This is a genomic window from Myroides albus, assembly GCF_024722315.1.
Lineage (GTDB): Bacteria > Bacteroidota > Bacteroidia > Flavobacteriales > Flavobacteriaceae > Flavobacterium > Flavobacterium album_A.
Genome location: NZ_CP102754.1, coordinates 2,671,204 through 2,689,591, shown reverse-complemented (window position 1 = coordinate 2,689,591; position 18,388 = coordinate 2,671,204). Strand labels below are relative to the sequence as shown.

Annotated in this window: 12 protein-coding genes; 4 read left to right on the top strand and 8 right to left on the bottom strand. The window is 34.0% G+C overall.

Translation table 11 applies throughout. The annotated features are described in order from the left end of the window. The first annotated feature begins 32 nt into the window (after nt 1-32). Entirely contained in the window at nt 33-1,205 is a 1,173-nt protein-coding gene (locus NWE55_RS12220) for an LETM1-related biofilm-associated protein (protein WP_258204095.1), read from the top strand. Here NWE55_RS12220 and can read toward each other — a convergent pair. Both can and NWE55_RS12210 read right to left on the bottom strand, forming a co-directional pair. Next, nucleotides 1,202-1,852, bottom strand: coding sequence for a carbonate dehydratase (can, locus tag NWE55_RS12215; RefSeq protein ID WP_155091191.1), 651 nt, complete (start codon nt 1,850-1,852; stop codon nt 1,202-1,204). The genes NWE55_RS12220 and can overlap by 4 nt on opposite strands. Nucleotides 1,853-1,857: 5 nt before the next feature. Beyond that, nucleotides 1,858-2,499 (bottom strand): carbonic anhydrase family protein, encoded by a 642-nt coding sequence (locus NWE55_RS12210; RefSeq protein WP_155091190.1) that lies wholly within the window; start codon nt 2,497-2,499, stop codon nt 1,858-1,860. 392 nt (nt 2,500-2,891) lie between these two features. On the opposite strand from NWE55_RS12210, the gene metK reads away from it, so the two are divergent. Next, nucleotides 2,892-4,181, top strand: coding sequence for a methionine adenosyltransferase (gene metK, locus NWE55_RS12205; protein ID WP_155091189.1), 1,290 nt, complete (start codon nt 2,892-2,894; stop codon nt 4,179-4,181). Nucleotides 4,182-4,394: 213 nt separating this feature from the next. Here metK and NWE55_RS12200 read toward each other — a convergent pair whose 3' ends face one another. The 3 genes from NWE55_RS12200 to NWE55_RS12190 all read right to left on the bottom strand — a co-directional run bounded on the left by NWE55_RS12200 (nt 4,395) and on the right by NWE55_RS12190 (nt 9,545). After that, nucleotides 4,395-4,961 carry a TlpA family protein disulfide reductase gene (locus NWE55_RS12200; protein ID WP_155091188.1) on the bottom strand — a complete coding sequence of 189 codons (567 nt, stop codon included), beginning with the start codon at nt 4,959-4,961 and terminating at the stop codon, nt 4,395-4,397. 148 nt (nt 4,962-5,109) lie between these two features. Continuing rightward, nucleotides 5,110-6,429: a uracil permease gene (uraA, locus tag NWE55_RS12195; protein WP_155091187.1), complete on the bottom strand. Its 1,320-nt coding sequence runs from the start codon at nt 6,427-6,429 to the stop codon at nt 5,110-5,112. Nucleotides 6,430-7,283: 854 nt separating this feature from the next. Next, the gene (locus NWE55_RS12190) at nt 7,284-9,545 is read right to left on the bottom strand and encodes an aconitate hydratase (RefSeq protein WP_155091186.1); all 2,262 of its coding nucleotides are present in this window, start codon (nt 9,543-9,545) and stop codon (nt 7,284-7,286) included. Between the two features lie 281 nt (nt 9,546-9,826). Here NWE55_RS12190 and NWE55_RS12185 point away from each other — a divergent pair, with 281 nt between their 5' ends. Further along, complete coding sequence (locus NWE55_RS12185; RefSeq protein WP_155091185.1) at nt 9,827-10,291, top strand: OsmC family protein; 465 nt, start codon at nt 9,827-9,829, stop codon at nt 10,289-10,291. Between the two features lie 92 nt (nt 10,292-10,383). Here NWE55_RS12185 and NWE55_RS12180 read toward each other — a convergent pair whose 3' ends face one another. The 3 genes from NWE55_RS12180 to NWE55_RS12170 all read right to left on the bottom strand — a co-directional run bounded on the left by NWE55_RS12180 (nt 10,384) and on the right by NWE55_RS12170 (nt 15,925). Beyond that, nucleotides 10,384-13,146: a bifunctional aconitate hydratase 2/2-methylisocitrate dehydratase gene (locus tag NWE55_RS12180; protein ID WP_155091184.1), complete on the bottom strand. Its 2,763-nt coding sequence runs from the start codon at nt 13,144-13,146 to the stop codon at nt 10,384-10,386. Nucleotides 13,147-13,689: 543 nt separating this feature from the next. Beyond that, nucleotides 13,690-15,069 carry a peptidylprolyl isomerase gene (locus tag NWE55_RS12175; protein ID WP_155091183.1) on the bottom strand — a complete coding sequence of 460 codons (1,380 nt, stop codon included), beginning with the start codon at nt 15,067-15,069 and terminating at the stop codon, nt 13,690-13,692. Next, entirely contained in the window at nt 15,056-15,925 is an 870-nt protein-coding gene (locus tag NWE55_RS12170) for a hypothetical protein (RefSeq protein WP_155091182.1), read from the bottom strand. Before NWE55_RS12170 ends, NWE55_RS12175 begins: the two co-directional genes overlap by 14 nt. Nucleotides 15,926-16,792: 867 nt before the next feature. Between NWE55_RS12170 and NWE55_RS12165 the strand changes: the two genes are divergently transcribed. Beyond that, nucleotides 16,793-18,385: a peptide chain release factor 3 gene (locus NWE55_RS12165; RefSeq protein WP_160339206.1), complete on the top strand. Its 1,593-nt coding sequence runs from the start codon at nt 16,793-16,795 to the stop codon at nt 18,383-18,385. Nucleotides 18,386-18,388 lie beyond the last annotated feature (3 nt).

Here is an 18,388-nt window from a genome sequence, read left to right as displayed (position 1 = left end):
AGCTATCACTACTTGTTTAAAATTGTATAGATATGAACCCAAGTACAAACGGTTGGATTAATAAATACATAGCAGAAATAGACAAGTACAACATATTTAGTGCTACTAATATTGATCTATTAGTTGAAGAAATAAGAGCTATTGGGTTTAGTTTCGGAATAATCGATATTAACGCCCTACCCTCTATATTCAAGGAGTTTAAATATACACAAGAAGAACTATCAAAAATCACAGTTCTACAGTTATTTTACAAAGTTTACCAGATCAATAGCAATTCTGCCGATCCAAATGCCTTTATAGAAAAAGTCATCGAGTTTTACACCTTGTTAATACCCCACAAAAACAATTACTTATCTTCTTTCTTTCAAGATAAAAATGCTTATGCTAAACTTGAAAATATCTTTACAATGAGGTGGAAAGAACATTTCTTTTCTAACTCAAAATCAAATGATTTTATACTCAATAAGATAATTCTTTGTTCTGATGTAATTAGCTTCGAACACTTTTTAAACAACCCTGATCAAGTAAAACCTAAAGCATTTAGTCAAAACTTTATTGGTACACTGATTGCCCTTTTACTGCAATTCAAACAAAATAAAGAAATTAAAAACGAGCAAGACCAAAGTCTTATTGCATTACTATCAAGATCCATTGATTCCTTAGAAGATTTTAAATTTCAAAAAACTACAAGCATTTTAGAAGCGAATTGCCTTGCGGATTTTATAATCTGTAATTCATGGAATAATACAACTAAGAAGGTAGAACTACCAAAATTAGAACAGATACCTTTTAGTCTATTAGATATCAATCAACATATCTACTCGTTAAGCAAGCACAAGTTTGAAGAATTTGTTGTGAAACACAATAGCGAATACCACTTTTATAAGTCCACAACTTTATTCAACAATATAATCACTAACTCAAGTAATAATATCGAGCTCCTTTTGAGTAGAAACAAAACGCGTTTGGTAAAAGAAATTCAAAAAAATAAGCAATTGATGAAATTACTTATGGATTCTACTTACCGCGATTTAAATTCGCAGGAGAAAAAAGTTGTAAAAAAGCAGACCATCGAAGTTATTAAAACCATACCTTCTTTAGCTATCTTTTTATTACCAGGAGGTACAATCATTTTGCCTATTATCCTTAATTTTATTCCCTCTCTCCTACCGAGTTCATTCAATGAAAATTTAGAGGAGGATTAAATCTTTTTAAAACGCAATTGATAAACCTCATCAAGGTCTTGATTATTGGTAACATTAACCTCTAAATCTGTCACATATCCAGAATTGAGTCCATAAACCCATCCGTGTATACTTAGATCCTGTTGTCTTGCCCATGCACCTTGTACAATTGACGTCTTTGCCAAGTCATAAACTTGTTCCTGAACATTCAATTCTACAAAGCGATTAAATCGTACAACTTCATCATCTATCTGATCAAGCTCGACATTGTGTAGTCTGTAAACAGTTTTTATATGGCGAATCCAGTTATCTATCAAACCATAAGATTCATTCTTCATTGCTGCTAAAACACCTCCACATCCGTAATGTCCACATACTATAATATTAGTCACTTTGAGAATATTCACAGCATAATCTAAAACACTCAACATATTCATGTCTGAATGAATGACCATATTGGCAATATTTCTATGGACAAACACATCCCCAGGTTCTGCACCAATAATTTCATTTGCAGGAACACGGCTATCCGAACATCCAATCCACAATACAGGTGGTGTTTGTCTTTCAGACAAACGCTTGAAATAATTTGGGTTGATAGCTAACTTCTCCTCAACCCAAGCTTTATTATTCTCAAGTATTTTTAAATAAAAATCATTGTGTTTCAAAACAACTATTTTTTTACAAACATTTCCTTTACAAAATCTACTTCTCCAGTTTCCACCTTATAAAACGCACCTACAATACCAATCTCTCCTTGTTCATACATTTGTTTTAAAACGGTACTTTTATTGAGAATGTGATCGATGGTATACTCAACATTGTGAAAAGCTACTTTATCCACAGCTTCCTTAGAATGAATATCTAAATCTTTATTGTTTTGTTTTACATACTCAATAGAAGGTTTAACCTTCGCTAACAAATCAGTTAAATGCCCCAATTCTGTTCCGTGACAAGCACCAGTAATTGCCCCACAATGAGAATGCCCCAATACAACAATTAACTTAGAACCTGCAAGCTTACAAGCAAACTCCATTGAACCGATTATATCGTTGTTCAATACATTTCCTGCAATACGAGTACTAAATATATCACCTAATCCTTGATCAAATATCAATTCTGCCGAAGTTCTGCTGTCTATACAGCTTAAAATAATAGCAAAAGGAAACTGATTAGCTTGTGTGTCGTTAACTTGCTCTAATAAGTTACTATGAGCCTTTAAATTAGCAACAAAACGTTTATTTCCTTCTTTTAGAAATGACAATGCTAACTCTGGTGTTAAAGACTTTTGATCCTCTATATTGTGTAATCTCATTACTTAATTGTTTTCAATTCTATAATTTGATAGCAAATGTAGGGAAAAATACACCCTAAAATATATTATTCGTATTTTAGTTTGTAATTTTTACCGATTATGCAATATATCAATATTTTTACTTCACATATTCAAACCATCTTTTCTATTTACTTTTAATATTAAATTGCTTTGCGAAATAGAAGTAAGAAAATCAACAATAGTTAACAATAATATAAATTGTAAAAAAAATTGCATTGATACTAAAATAGTTAATACATTTGCATCACAATAAACAGGAGGAAAAATTTGAACTGATTGCAACCTCGGTAAAAAATGCTAAAGCAGAAGTGTATTTATCTCCCCTTTAGCCATTTCCTCTATTTTTTACAACTTTAAAAATAATAATTACTATGGCTTATTACTTTACATCCGAATCTGTAAGTGAAGGACATCCTGATAAAATTGCAGATCAAATTTCTGATGCTCTAATTGACAATTTCTTAGCTTTTGACTCTGAATCAAAAGTAGCTTGTGAAACATTAGTTACTACTGGTCAAGTTGTTTTAGCAGGAGAAGTTAAGTCTAAAACTTATCTTGACGTTCAACAAATTGCAAGAGATGTAATCCAACGTATTGGATACACCAAAAGTGAATATATGTTTGAGGCAAACTCGTGTGGAATATTATCTGCAATACACGAACAATCAGCAGATATTAATCAAGGAGTTGACCGTGCATCAAAAGAAGATCAAGGAGCTGGGGACCAAGGGATGATGTTTGGTTATGCAACAATAGAGACAGAAGATTATATGCCTCTTGCATTAGACTTATCACACAAATTATTACAAGAATTAGCAGGTTTAAGAAGAGAGCAAAAGCAAATCACTTATCTTAGACCTGATGCAAAAAGTCAAGTGACTTTAGAATATGACAATAATAACAAACCAGTTCGCATTGTCACTATTGTACTTTCTACTCAGCATGATGACTTTATCAAACCAGTAGATAAGTCTGCTGCTGCAAAAGCTGACGCTGAAAAACAAATGCAATCTATTATAGAAAAGGATATCATTGATATTCTTATTCCAAGAGTACTTGCAAAGTATCCACAATATCAATACTTATTTGAAAACGCCGACATTGAATACCTAATCAATCCTACAGGTGTTTTTGTTATTGGAGGACCTCACGGGGATACTGGATTAACTGGAAGAAAAATTATCGTTGATACTTATGGCGGTAAAGGAGCTCACGGTGGTGGAGCATTCTCAGGAAAAGATCCAAGTAAAGTAGATAGAAGTGCCGCATACGCAACACGTCATATAGCTAAAAACTTAGTTGCTGCAGGTGTTGCCGATGAAGTACTTGTTCAAGTTTCTTATGCCATCGGTGTAGCTAAGCCTACTGGAGTTTATGTAAATACTTATGGTACTTCTAAAGTTAACTTAACCGACGGTGAAATTGCCAAGAAAGTAAGTGAACTATTTGACCTAAGACCATACTTTATCGAAACAAGCTTAAAACTGAGAAACCCTATTTACAGTGAAACGGCTGCTTATGGACATATGGGAAGAAAACCACAAGTCGTTACTAAAACTTTCACTCGACCAGGTGGAGATGTAAAAGAGATTCAAGTTGAACTATTCACTTGGGAAAAATTAGATAGAGTTGAGGATATCAAAAAAGCATTCAATATATAAATTGAATTACATACATCAGTATAAAGGGAGCTGCTAATGCAGTTCCCTTTTTTTATATCTATTACATATAATGGTCACTTTGCTCATGGGGTAAAAGTCCATGATTATCTTATTCATCGATTAAAAAAAGACTAACACACAAAGAACAATCTAATAAAAAAGCCTTGTAAGTAGCATTACTTACAAGGCTTTATTTATAGTGCAAAAGCTTAATTACTTCAACAAAGAGTCTAACTCAACTCTAAACTTAGAACTGTTCCAATCTGCTGCCCTAAACTTTCTTACAACAATATTACCCTTTTTATCTATGACATAAGTCGCAGGAATAGACTTTGAAAAAAGCATTACTGGCGTATTAGCTACTTCATAGAATACAGGCAATGAATAATTGTACTTATCCTGAAAAACCTTAACCTTATCTTTATCTTCATTTGTGATAAACATAAAGACTACTTTATCTTTATAGTCATCATACAATTCTTGAAAACTTGGTTTTTCTGCTATACAAGGAGGACACCATGTTGCCCAAAAATTAACAATTACAACTTTGCCATCCAAATCAGAAAAGTCGACCTTATTTCCTTGACTATCTAAGACCTCCCAACCATTGTAAACTACTTTCTCAAAATCACTTTCATTTTCCAATGATGGACTCATGGCGACTAATTGATTAACCCACACTTTAACACTTGTTCCCAAAGGCGTAAAAAGGATAACAATTAATATTCCAAAAAAAAGGATATTTGATAATAGTCGAAGTTTACTTTTCTTTTCTTTCATTTTCTCATCTTGTCAAAACCAAATATAATCAATAATTCAAATAAAATCATCTATAAACTTAAGCAAACACTGTTTTTCTATTTATTTTAACATAATTATTTATTTATATAAAATAATGCCTGATTATTATTTAATAGATATGTAAAACCTATTCATCTTTAAACATATCCTCGAATTTCACATTCTTTTTTCCAGGTAAAACAAGGTTTAAAACAATACCAATGATTGAGGCAAGTGCCATCCCCTCTAATGAGAACGCTTCTCCGATGTGAATTGCTGCGCCTCCAATTCCAATAATCAAAATAACAGAAGAAATAATTAGATTTCGCTTTATCTTAAAATCTACATTGTTTTCAACTAACATACGCAATCCGCTTGATGCAATAATTCCAAATAACAAAATAGATACTCCACCCATTACTGGAGCTGGTATAGTACTTAACAAAGCCGCTACCTTTCCACAGAATCCAAAAATAATTGCAAAACATGCAGCACCTATAAACACATAGATACTAAATGCACGTGTTATAGCAAGCACACCTATATTCTCTCCATAAGTAGTATTTGGTGGTCCTCCTATCAATGAAGCCAACATAGTGGCTACTCCATCCCCTAACATACTCTTATGTAGTCCAGGATCCTTTATTAAATCTTTACCTATCACTTTACTCAATACTAACTGATGTCCAATATGTTCAGCAATCGGCACAATAGCCACTGGCAACATTAACAAAATAACATACCAAGATATAGAAGGAGTATAATCAACAAATGGAAGCATAAACTCTGGTACTTCTATCCAATGAGCCTCTATTACTTTGGTAAAATCGACCACCCCCATAATTGCTGCAAATGAATATCCTCCAATAATACCAACCAAAACAGGTATAACACTTAAGAACCCTCTCGTAAAAATCGCAGTAATAATAGTAATCGCAAGTGTCACTAATCCTATGAGAACATAAGTTAAATCATACTCTCCACTTGGATTGTTCGTCACCATACCTACCGCTGTATTGGCTAATCCCAACCCGATTACCATAATTACCGGGCCTACTACAATAGGTGGCAACAATTTCATCAACCAACCTGTACCTGCTTTTGAAATTAACAATGCCACTAAAGAGTAAACTACCCCCACTAAAAAACTCCCAACCAAAAAACTTCCCACAGGCATACCTGATGCAGGATCTGCCTCTAATAATTTAAGAGCTATAATCGGGTTAATAAAAGCAAAAGAACTCCCCAAATAAGAAGGCACTCTCCCTTTTGTTATAACAATAAAAGCTAATGTACCTATCCCACTTGATATAAGGGCTATTGCGGGATTCATTCCTGTCAAAGTCGGCACCAAAACAGTAGCGCCAAACATGGCAAATAAATGCTGAATACTCAATAGGATCCACTGTCCTAACTTTGGTTTCTGATCAATTGCCAAAACAATCTTCTTATCGTCTAATTCACTCATGTTGTGTTATTGTGTATTTATAACCGCAAAATAACTATAAAATACAGTGTCGTACAAAAAATACTATAATAATATCAGTACTATCACAGTAATAAATAACAATTTTATCAAAAATTTGAAAATAAACTAATACTCTGAGACCTTTCAAAACATTCTATCTACTTACAATTATCGTTTTATTTTGTTCTTGTAGTTCAAGGCAGATAGTTTTAAATAAAGAAGTATTTAAAGACAATAAAAAAATAGCTGTTACAATATATAAACCAAAAGTCCATGTTCTAAAAAGTGGAGCACAAGGTTTGTTAGATATGGCTCTTACATCTCAAACAAAGTTCAAAAAAGGATTAGAACAAATAGATAGCATTTACAAACCTATTATTTATACAGCTATAAATAATGAGATAAAGAAAAAGTACGATTCTATTAATAAGGAATATATTTTTATAAAAATATCAATGCTCTTCCTGTAATACACAAAGCAGAAACAACAGAATTAGACTACGATTATATAAGAAAGAAAGAAATAAATATAATGTAAATCAAATTCAAGAAATTGATTTACACTATGGACTTACGGTCAATTACTATGGTTTTATCGTAGTAGGAAAAGAATTATTTATTAACATTACCTCTACCATAACAGACCTGAATAATAATATTGTCACACAAAAATATCACAAAAAGAATATCAATAAATTCAAGAAAAAATGGAAAGTAGGAGATTATGACTTACTAAAATCATCCATTAATGAATGTCTTTTAGTAGCTAAAAAAGACTTTATAAATCAATTTTAATAAAACAAAAAGAGTACCCAATAGGATACCCTTTCTGATTATAGTAGATATATTAATATCTATTTACCTGCTGCAATTAAGTTTAATGCAGAACCTGCTTTAAACCATTCTATTTGACTTGCATTATATGTGTGATTAGCTTTAATCACGTCTTTAGAACCATCTGCGTGTACAAACTCTAATGATAATTGCTTACCTGGGGCGAACTCAGTTAAGTCTAAGAAGTTGATAATGTCATCCTCTTGAATTTTATCATAATCTGCTTCATTAGCAAACGTTAAAGCTAACATACCTTGTTTCTTTAAGTTTGTTTCATGAATACGTGCAAAAGACTTCACTAAAACCGCTTTAACGCCTAAGTGACGAGGCTCCATAGCTGCGTGCTCACGTGATGATCCCTCACCATAGTTTTGATCTCCTACTACGATTGTCGGAATACCAGCCGCTTTATAAGCTCGCTGCACAGCAGGTACAGCTCCATACTCTCCTGTGAGTTGATTCTTAACTTTATTTGTTTCATGATTAAAAGCATTCTCAGCCCCGATCAACATATTGTCCGAAATATTATCTAAGTGGCCACGGAAACGCAACCAAGGACCTGCCATAGAGATATGATCCGTAGTACATTTACCAAAAGCTTTGATTAGCAATTTAGCTCCAGTAATATTCTTTCCATCCCACGGAGTAAACGGTTCTAACAACTGAAGGCGATTAGATGCTGGGTTTACTTCCACTACGACATTTGAACCGTCAGCAGCTGGTGCTTGATAACCTGGATCTTCTACATCAAATCCCTTAGTTGGCAATTCGTCACCAGTTGGAGGAAGTAATTTTACCTCTTGACCTTCATCGTTTATTAAAGTATCTGTGATAGGATTAAAACTTAAATCTCCAGCAATAGCTAATGCAGCTACCATTTCTGGCGAAGTTACGAAAGCATGCGTATTTGGGTTACCATCTGCACGTTTAGAGAAGTTACGGTTAAACGAATGCACAATCGTGTTTTTCTCTTGCTTATCTGCTCCTTCACGATCCCATTGACCAATACATGGTCCACAAGCATTTGTAAATACTTTAGTCCCCATCTTCTCAAAAGTCTCAATGATACCATCTCTTTCGATCGTATAACGTATTTGTTCAGAACCTGGGTTAATACCAAACTCTGCCTTAGGAGTGATTCCTTGAGCTACTGCTTGTTCTACAATAGAAGCCGCTCTAGACATATCTTCATAAGAAGAGTTTGTACATGAACCTATTAGTCCCCACTCTACTTTTAATGGCCATCCATTAGCTTGAGCCTCCTGTTTCATTTTCGATACAGGGGTTCCTCTATCAGGAGTGAAAGGCCCATTAATATGCGGTTCCAATTCTGATAGGTTAATCTCAATCAATTGATCAAAATACTTTTCTGGATTAGCGTACACATCAGCATCAGCTGTTAAGTGCTCAGCTACCTTATCAGCAGCATCGACTACATCTTGACGGCCTGTAGCAGCTAAATATCTTCTCATTGAATCATCGTATCCAAATGTAGAAGTAGTCGCGCCTATCTCAGCTCCCATATTACAGATAGTACCTTTACCAGTACATGACATAGAAGTAGCCCCTTCACCGAAATACTCTACGATAGCTCCAGTTCCACCTTTCACAGTTAGAATGTCAGCTACTTTAAGGATAACGTCTTTAGGTGCTGTCCAACCATTTAACTTTCCAGTTAATTTCACACCTATTAATTTAGGAAACTTCAATTCCCAAGCCATACCAGACATTACATCTACTGCATCAGCTCCACCTACACCGATAGCTAACATACCTAGACCACCAGCATTAACTGTATGTGAATCTGTACCTATCATTAATCCTCCTGGGAAAGCATAGTTCTCTAGCACAATTTGGTGAATAATACCTGCTCCTGGCTTCCAGAAACCAATACCATATTTATTAGATACAGATGACAAGAAATTAAATACTTCTGAAGATTGATTCTGTGCAACTTGCAAATCAGTAGAAGCTCCAACTTTTGCTTGAATCAAGTGATCACAGTGTACTGTAGTTGGTACTGCCACTTTATCTTTTCCAGCATGCATAAACTGTAGTAATGCCATTTGTGCTGTTGCATCTTGACAAGCTACTCTATCTGGCGCAAAATCCACATAGTCTTTTCCTCTTTCAAATACTTGAGAAGGACTCCCTTCCCATAAGTGCGTGTACAAAATCTTTTCTGTTAGTGTCAAAGGACGCCCTACTAACTCTCTCGCTTTCTCCACGTGAGCAGGCATCTTTGCATACACTTTCTTAATCATTTCTATATCAAAAGCCATAGTAAAATACTTTTATTTACAAATTTATATTTACACCCAATTTAATATATTTTAAGGCTTATAAATTCTATATAAATGTTAAAACAATATATTTAAAATGATTCTACTTAAACAAAGTAGATTTGCAAGGAATACCCAAATACAAAGTATAAAGACGACATGATAACAAAAAAATAGATGTGTATTTTGTTTAAATTTGAATAAATCATTGATAGTAAGAGTTACTCTAACTCCACTACTATCTAAATACACAAAACAAAACATTTAGATAAGCCAATACTATGTACAAACATCTTTTTAAAGCAGCCTTAAATTGGATAGCGCCCGACAAGCAAAAAGAGTCAAACAAAAAGGTGTATGCCAAAAGTCACACTATCAAAATAGAGGGAAAAGATATTTTAGCTATTTCAGCAGCCAAAGCCTTTAAAGGAGATCCTAACTTGCTAAATCCAGAAGATTTACTATTGAGTGCCATTACCTCTTGCCACATGATGTCTTATCTGTATGTATGCCAACAACACAATATAGAGGTGCTTACTTACGAAGATAATTCACAAGCTACATTGGTACTAAATGATGATGGCAGTGGACGTATAACTAAAGTAGTTTTAAATCCGATAATACGCATCAAAGATGAATCGCAAAAAGAATTAGCCCTACAACTGCATACCCAAGCCAATAAACTTTGTTTTATTGCTAATTCTTGCAATTTTGAAATAGAGCATCATGCACAATGTTTCAGTTAAAACAAGCATCATATTATAATCAAGTATATCATAAAAAAAGCGAGGTAGTCTGTATGGACTACCTCGCTTGGTATATATAAATACTATTTAAATTACTTAGTAGGAATTGGCTTAAACTTAGTTAAGTTAATTCCTTCTACTGAAGCTTTATATTCTTCGATAGTTGGTATTCTTCCTAAGATAGCAGATAATACTACTACTGGTGTAGAAGCTAATAAAGATTCTCCTTTTTTGCGTTCTGAATCTTCTACTACACGTCCTTGGAATAAACGAGTAGATGTAGCCATTACAGTATCACCTTTAGCTGCTTTCTCTTGGTTCCCCATACATAAGTTACAACCAGGGCGCTCTAAGTACATAATGTTTTCATACTCTGTACGAGCATTGCTTTTTGGCAACAAGTCACTGAACTCAAATCCTGAATATTTTTGTAAGTATTCCCAATCTCCTTCAGCTTTCAACTCGTCGATGATGTTGTAAGTCGGAGCAGCCACTACTAATGGAGCATTAAACTTAACTTCACCACTTTGTTTTTCAATGTTTTTAAGCATTTGAGAAACAATCTTCAAGTCGTCTTTATGTACCATACAAGAACCTACGAAACCTAAGTCAACTTTTTTGTTGTCTCCATAGTAAGAAAGCTCTCTAATTGTATCGTGTGTATAGCGTTTAGAAACATCTTCGTTATTTACATCTGGGTCAGCAATCATTGGCTCCTCGATAATATCTAAGTCAATCACTACCTCAGCATAATACTTAGCATTAGCATCTGGAGTTAAAGCTGGTTTTTCACCTGATCTAATCTCTTCGATACGCTTATTAGCCTTGTCAATCAAGCCTTGAAGCACTTGATTTTTATTATCCATACCTTTCTCAATCATGATTTGGATACGGCTTTTTGCTATTTCTAATGATTCAATTAAAGTATCGTCTTGAGAAATACAGATAGATGCTTTAGCTTTCATCTCTGCAGTCCAGTCTGTAAATGTAAAGGCTTGGTCAGCAAGAAGAGTTCCGATATGTACTTCGATAATTCTTCCTTGGAATACGTTCTCTCCTGCGAATTGTTTCAACATTTGAGATTGTGTAGCATGCACCACGTCACGGAAATCCATATGTGGTTTCATAGTTCCTTTGAAAGTAACTTTAACTGACTCTGGAATTGGCATTGAAGCCTCACCTGTAGCTAGAGCTAAAGCAACTGTTCCTGAATCCGCACCGAAAGCAACTCCCTTAGACATTCTCGTATGTGAGTCACCACCGATAATAATAGCCCAATCGTCAATTGTAATATCATTCAATACTTTGTGAATAACGTCAGTCATAGAATGGTATTCACCTTTAGGGTCACGTGCTGTAATTAAACCGAAGTCGTTCATAAACTTCATCAATTTAGGGATATTAGCCTGCGCTTTTTTGTCCCATACAGAAGCAGTGTGACATCCAGATTGGTAAGCTCCATCTACAATAGGAGAAATAACTGTAGCAGCCATTGCCTCTAACTCTTGAGCAGTCATAAGACCAGTTGTATCTTGAGACCCAACGATATTAACTTCTACACGTACATCAGATCCAGCGTGTAATACTTTTCCTGGAGCTACTCCTACTGCATTTCTATTGAAGATTTTCTCTACAGCTGTAAGTCCTTGTCCTTCCACAGAAACTTCTTTTGAAGGAGCAAATACTGTTGGAGCTGTTATACCCAATACTTTTGCAGCGAAAGTTTGAATTTTTTTACCAAACACGATAGCATAAGAACCACCTGCTTTGATAAACTCCATTTTTTGTGGAGTTAAGGCTTTAGAAATATCGATAAGCTCTTTTTCTCCGTTATAAAGTTTTTTTGTCTTTGTATTAATTGTCAATACAGTTCCTGTTGCTACAGAGTAAACTTCCTCTAAGATAGGCTCTCCTTTTTCGTTAAGGACAACTTTTCCATTTGCGTCTGTTTTCTTTACCCAGTTCTTAAGGTCAATTCCGATACCTCCTGTTACATCCACAGTCGTTAAGAAAATAGGAGAAATTCCATTTGTACCTGCTACAATTGGAGCAATATTAACGAAAGGTACATAAGGACTTGCTTGTTTACCTGTCCATAATGCTACGTTATTCACACCTGACATTCTAGAAGACCCCACTCCCATTGTTCCTTTTTCCGCGATTAACATCACGCTTTTACCAGGATGAGCTGCTTGTAGCGCTTTAATCTCTTGTTGAGCCTGAGGAGTGATCATACACTGTCCATGAAGTTCACGGTCAGAACGAGAGTGAGCTTGGTTACCTGGAGATAATAAGTCTGTAGAGATATCCCCTTCACCAGCGATGAAAGTCACTACATCTATTTTCTCAGCCACTTCAGGAAGTTCAGTAAAGAACTCTGCTTTAGCATAGCTCTCTAAGATATCCTTAGCAATAGCATTACCAGCTAAGAAAGCCTCTTTTAGACGTAATGTATCTGCATCGTATAAGAACACTTGTGTCTTAAGTACTTTAGCAGCTTCTAAAGCGATAGCTTCATCATTACCTAATGCTAAATCTAAAAGAACCTCGATAGAAGGACCTCCCTTCATATGAGATAATAATTCGAAAGCAAAAGCTGGAGTAATTTCTTTTACTACAACCTCACCTAAGATAATTTCTTTTAAAAACTTTGCTTTAACACCAGCAGCACTTGTAGTGCCAGGTAAAACATTATAAATAAAAAGCTTAAGAGAATCCTCATGGTATTCGTTCTCAGCATCTTTTACTTGTGCTATAACTTCACTTAATAGTTCAGCACCGTCAATTGGCTTAGGGTTAAGTCCTTGATTTTTTCTTTCTTCAATCTCGTTGATGTAATCCTTATAAAGGCTCATAATTAATCTCTATTAAATTTAAGGCTGACTGATTAAATACAACTTGTTAATCAACCCGTAAAACATTATTCCTAATTAGTTATCATACAAGACAATTTCATTTCTCAAACAAAAGGTAAACGGACTACTTTTAAAACTTAGCATAACTGTGATTTCTCTACTTAAATAACATTGTATTAAATAAAATAAGTTTCGATTAAGAAACTCATATCACTCTTGCTTTAAGTGATTCAAGACCAATTAACTTTTAATCTAAAAAAGAGTTGTACTGGTATTTATTTTTGTCATCACAAATTTAATCAAACTTCTTTATTTTCAAAAATTTTTAATCAAACCCTCAAAACCAAAAATTATTATTTATAAAGATTCTATTTTGATGAATAAAACTCAGTACTTTTAATAATTAAAACCATTTTATTTGATATTAATTCTTTTTTAATGGTTAAAATAGGATTTTGTAAAATTTACCCTTTATTTTATAAAAAAACGACATTTCAGCCTATTGCTAAAATGTCGTTTTCTTTATCTCAGATTATTAAATTCTTATTTTTTGACCCAATTATTACGGAATTTACAATCGCGAAATTCACCTTGGATATTGATATAAGCATCATTTAGCTTCTTAGATATCCATTTTTGAAGTTCTTCTCCTTGTTTTTTATTCAATGCAAGGTTTCTAATCTTCGTATAATCTTCCGCAAAATCCATTTTATGTGATGGATACTTTTTATTTATCGTAACAATGCGGTAAGTTTTTTCTTGTTTGTGAAAATCGTACTTAATCGCTGGTTGAGATACTTCTCCTTCTCCAAGATTAGCAACTAACTGATACAATTCTCTATCATCCATATTATTTAACTCGAAACGCGGATCCATTGTCATCTGATCTCTCATAATACCGCCGTTTTGCTTGGTATCTTTATTATCTGAAGACGCTGCTGCTGCATCGGCAAAACTAATTTCTTTATTGACAATTTTCTCGCGAATCCCCTCGATTTTTTTCTTTGCTTCTTCTAAAGCCTCATCTGTAGGTTTTGGTACCAAGAGAATATGTCTCAAATCTAAATTCTGACCTCTAATTTTCTCTAAATAAATGATATGATATCCGAACTCAGTTTCAAATGGTTGTGAAATTTCACCTTCTGCTAAACTAAAAGCAACTTCTTTAAACTCTTTTACAAATGGCGACTTCTTTGTTATAGAATAAAATCCTCCATTTGTTGCGGACCCCTTATCGTCTGTAAATAATACAGCCTTACTAAAAAAGCTCGCCCCGTTCTCTAAAACATCTCTACGCATTTCATTTAAACGGTCAATTACTTTTTGTTTTTGCTCTTTTGAAACCTCTGGTCTGACAACAATTTCTGCAATCTCCACTTCATCTCCAATCATTGGCAATTCATCCTCAGGAATAGATTTGTAGAACTGACGCACTTCTTCTGGAGTGATAGTTACTTTCTCTACAATGTGCTTTTGCATATTCTGAGTTAATTTATTCTGCTTTACAATCTCAAAAAAGTACTCGCGAAATTCTTCTTCATTCTTTTTGTTGTAAAACTTCAAGATGCGATCCATCGATCCTACTTGCTCTACCATCCCATTAATCTGTTCAGACATAAAAGTAGTTACCTCTGCATCTGGAACATCTAAACTATCTTGCAACGCTTGGTGAGCATATAACTTATCCTCTAATAATTTTTCAAATAATTCACAGCGAGATAAACTTCCCACAGGGATATTCTGTGCTTTTAACTCCAATAATGTTTTGTCAATTTCAGAATCTAAAATCACATATTTACCAACTACTCCTACTACTCCATCAATCTTTCTCTTTTGAGTATTGGCTGATTGACCTTGGGAAATACCAACAAAAGACAATGACATAGCTAAAGCCAATAATGTCTTCTTATTAAAAAATCTCATACCTCTTATTATTTTTTGCATCTTTTATAATATCTTCTTGTATCTGTTTCATTAATTCTACTTTGCGGTCATTAATAATTAATGATCTCAATGATTTTTTTATAAACTCGAAAGGAATGATTCCCCCTTTGGGGATTACAGACTTCACACGTACAAAATATGTACTTGATTCAGCGCTATATTCAAAACTGTAATTCGAACGTAAAAAATCCCTCCTATTTTCTAATGTAATAAACGGCAATCTTTCGTAAATATTACCTACTTCAATCCACACATCGTCATTTAGAAAATAAGACTTCATCTGCAAAGATAAATTTTCTAATGAATTAATCTCACTTGACTTTGTAGAATTAAACTTTCTCTTAATAGTTGCAAAGTTTGTATTGTCATTTAATACATTCACGTAGGCCAACTGAACCAACATATCATCTACTAAAAAATTACTCTTATACGATTCGTAATACTCCTTTAACTGATTATCTGATATAATGGTGTCTATCTTATTCTGCACTAATAGCTCCAAATAAGCCTTTATAGATAAATCAGATTTAAAGTTCTCTACCAACTGATCGATTTCCACGACTTTATCTTCTGGTAAATTTAACTGTGCTGCTTCGATTAACAGTTGCTTTGTAGCCCATTTATCAATAAAACGATGTACAAAAGCAAGACTATCTTTGCCAGTTACCTTTACGGGAACAATATCTTCTAATTTATCTTTTGCCAAATAAGTATTGTTTACTCGAGCAGCCATATTATTCTTTGTTTCTGCATCCTTGCCATCACATGAATAAGCAACTAATGCTGAAAGAGATAAAAAGCACAACTGCAGGCATTTCTTTTTAAATTTAGTCATTTCCAAATACAATAGTTTTATTGTTTTAAAATTCAATCTTACAAAAATAACGAAATACTTTACTTATATATACTTTAGAGGCTTGAGTATTTAAAAATAAACCAAATTCTCTTTCTAAACCTTTTTTTCACTTTCACCACTACGCGAAATAGTGCAACGTAAGAAACGCAATTAACTTGAAAAACTAAATTATACAATACAAATTTAATCAGGTGGATAAAAGAAGAACTTCATTCTCTAACGCTCTGCTGACCCTATGTGAAAAAATTTGGTAAACGCAATACAAGATTAATTAACAGCTATCAAACCTAATCAACCAGAATCAAGAAGAATATTGCTGAGTTGTTGACCAAAAACCCCAAAAACAACATAAAGTATCTAATTAGAATTTCTTTTTGTCCCTTGAACCAATGACTACACCAAGTCGCAGCTTTTTTACTGAGTATATTTCTACTTAGGAGATTATTTAAAAACACAAACTTGTTTGTTATTGGGGTATCAGTCAATTGACATACTGACTTGTACTTGATCATTGCCCCTCTTTAAAGCTACAATATAGGTTTATTAAGAATATAAAATGAGGGAGCCTTTCTTGGGGTTTCTTGCGCTTTTCTTCGGGTATTCTTGCACTTTTACTGGGAACAAGGGGTGTTTTCCCAAGCAAACTGCAAGCATCCCCCTAGAAAACCCCAAGAAAGCACCATCTGTATTACAATGGATTTGCTTTTAACGGGAAACAATCACTGATCAACTTATTAAAAGACACTCCAATATTCCTTTGTCTTATCTCTGCTTTTAGCCCTGTGGAATAAAAACTATCAAATTATTTAAAATATAACTACTTTTGTAGCCTAAAAATTTTTAATAATGAGTTTTTTAAAAGAGATTGAACGCAGAAGAACCTTTGGTGTTATTGCTCACCCAGATGCTGGTAAGACTACTTTAACAGAAAAATTACTATTATTTGGTGGAGCAATCCAAGAAGCTGGTGCTGTAAAAAACAATAAAATAAAAAAAGGAGCTACTTCTGACTTTATGGAGATTGAACGTCAAAGAGGTATTTCTGTTGCAACATCTGTTCTTGCATTTAATTATAAAGATAAAAAAATCAACATTCTTGATACTCCTGGTCACAAGGATTTCGCTGAAGATACATTCCGTACACTAACGGCAGTGGACAGTGTGATTGTCGTAATTGACGTGGCAAAAGGGGTTGAGGAACAAACTGAAAAATTAGTGGAAGTTTGTCGCATGAGAAACATTCCTATGATTGTTTTCATCAACAAACTTGACCGTGAAGGTCGCGATGCTTTTGACTTAATGGATGAAGTAGAGCAAAAGCTTCAATTGAAAGTTACACCTTTAAGTTACCCAATCGGTATGGGGTATGACTTTAAAGGAATATACAATATTTGGGAGAAGAATATCAACTTATTCAGTGATGACAGCCGCAAAAACATAGAAGATGTCATTAAGGTTTCAGACTTAGCTTCTGGAGAACTTGACAAATTAGTAGGGCAAACTGCAGCAGGAAAACTGAGAGAAGAACTTGAAATCATTGAAGGTATTTATCCGGAATTCGACAGAGAACAATATGTAAAAGGAGAACTACAACCTGTATTCTTTGGTTCTGCATTAAACAATTTTGGTGTACGCGAACTATTAGACTGTTTTATTCAAATCGCTCCTTCTCCAAGAGCCAAAGAATCTGACACAAGACTAGTAGATCCTAAAGAGGATGCTTTCTCTGGTTTTGTATTTAAGATTCACGCTAATATGGACCCTAAACACAGAGACCGTTTAGCTTTTATTAAAATCGTATCTGGTACTTTTGAAAGAAACACTCCTTATCTACATGTAAGACAAGGTAAAAAGATGAAGTTTGCCAGTCCGAATGCTTTCTTTGCAGAGAAAAAAGAAATTGTAGATATCTCTTATGCTGGTGATATTGTAGGACTTCACGATACTGGTAACTTCAAGATCGGAGACACATTAACTGAAGGAGAAATCATGCAATTTAAAGGTATTCCAAGTTTCTCTCCTGAACACTTTAGATACATTAACAATGCTGACCCGATGAAATCTAAGCAATTAGAAAAAGGGATTGATCAGTTAATGGACGAAGGAGTAGCACAGTTATTCACCCTTGAAATGAATGGTCGTAAGGTAATTGGTACTGTTGGAGCACTTCAGTACGAAGTAATACAATACCGTTTAGAGCATGAATATGGAGCTAAATGTACGTATGAAAACTTCCCTGCTTATAAAGCATGTTGGGTACAGCCAGATGATCCTAAAAATGATGAGTTTAAAGAATTTAAACGTGTAAAACAAAAGTTCCTTGCCTTTGACAAATCTGGACAATTGGTGTTTTTAGCTGATAGTGAATTCTCTATTCAAATGACACAAAGCAAATACCCTTCAGTAAAACTGAGATTTACATCTGAAGATATTATATAATAA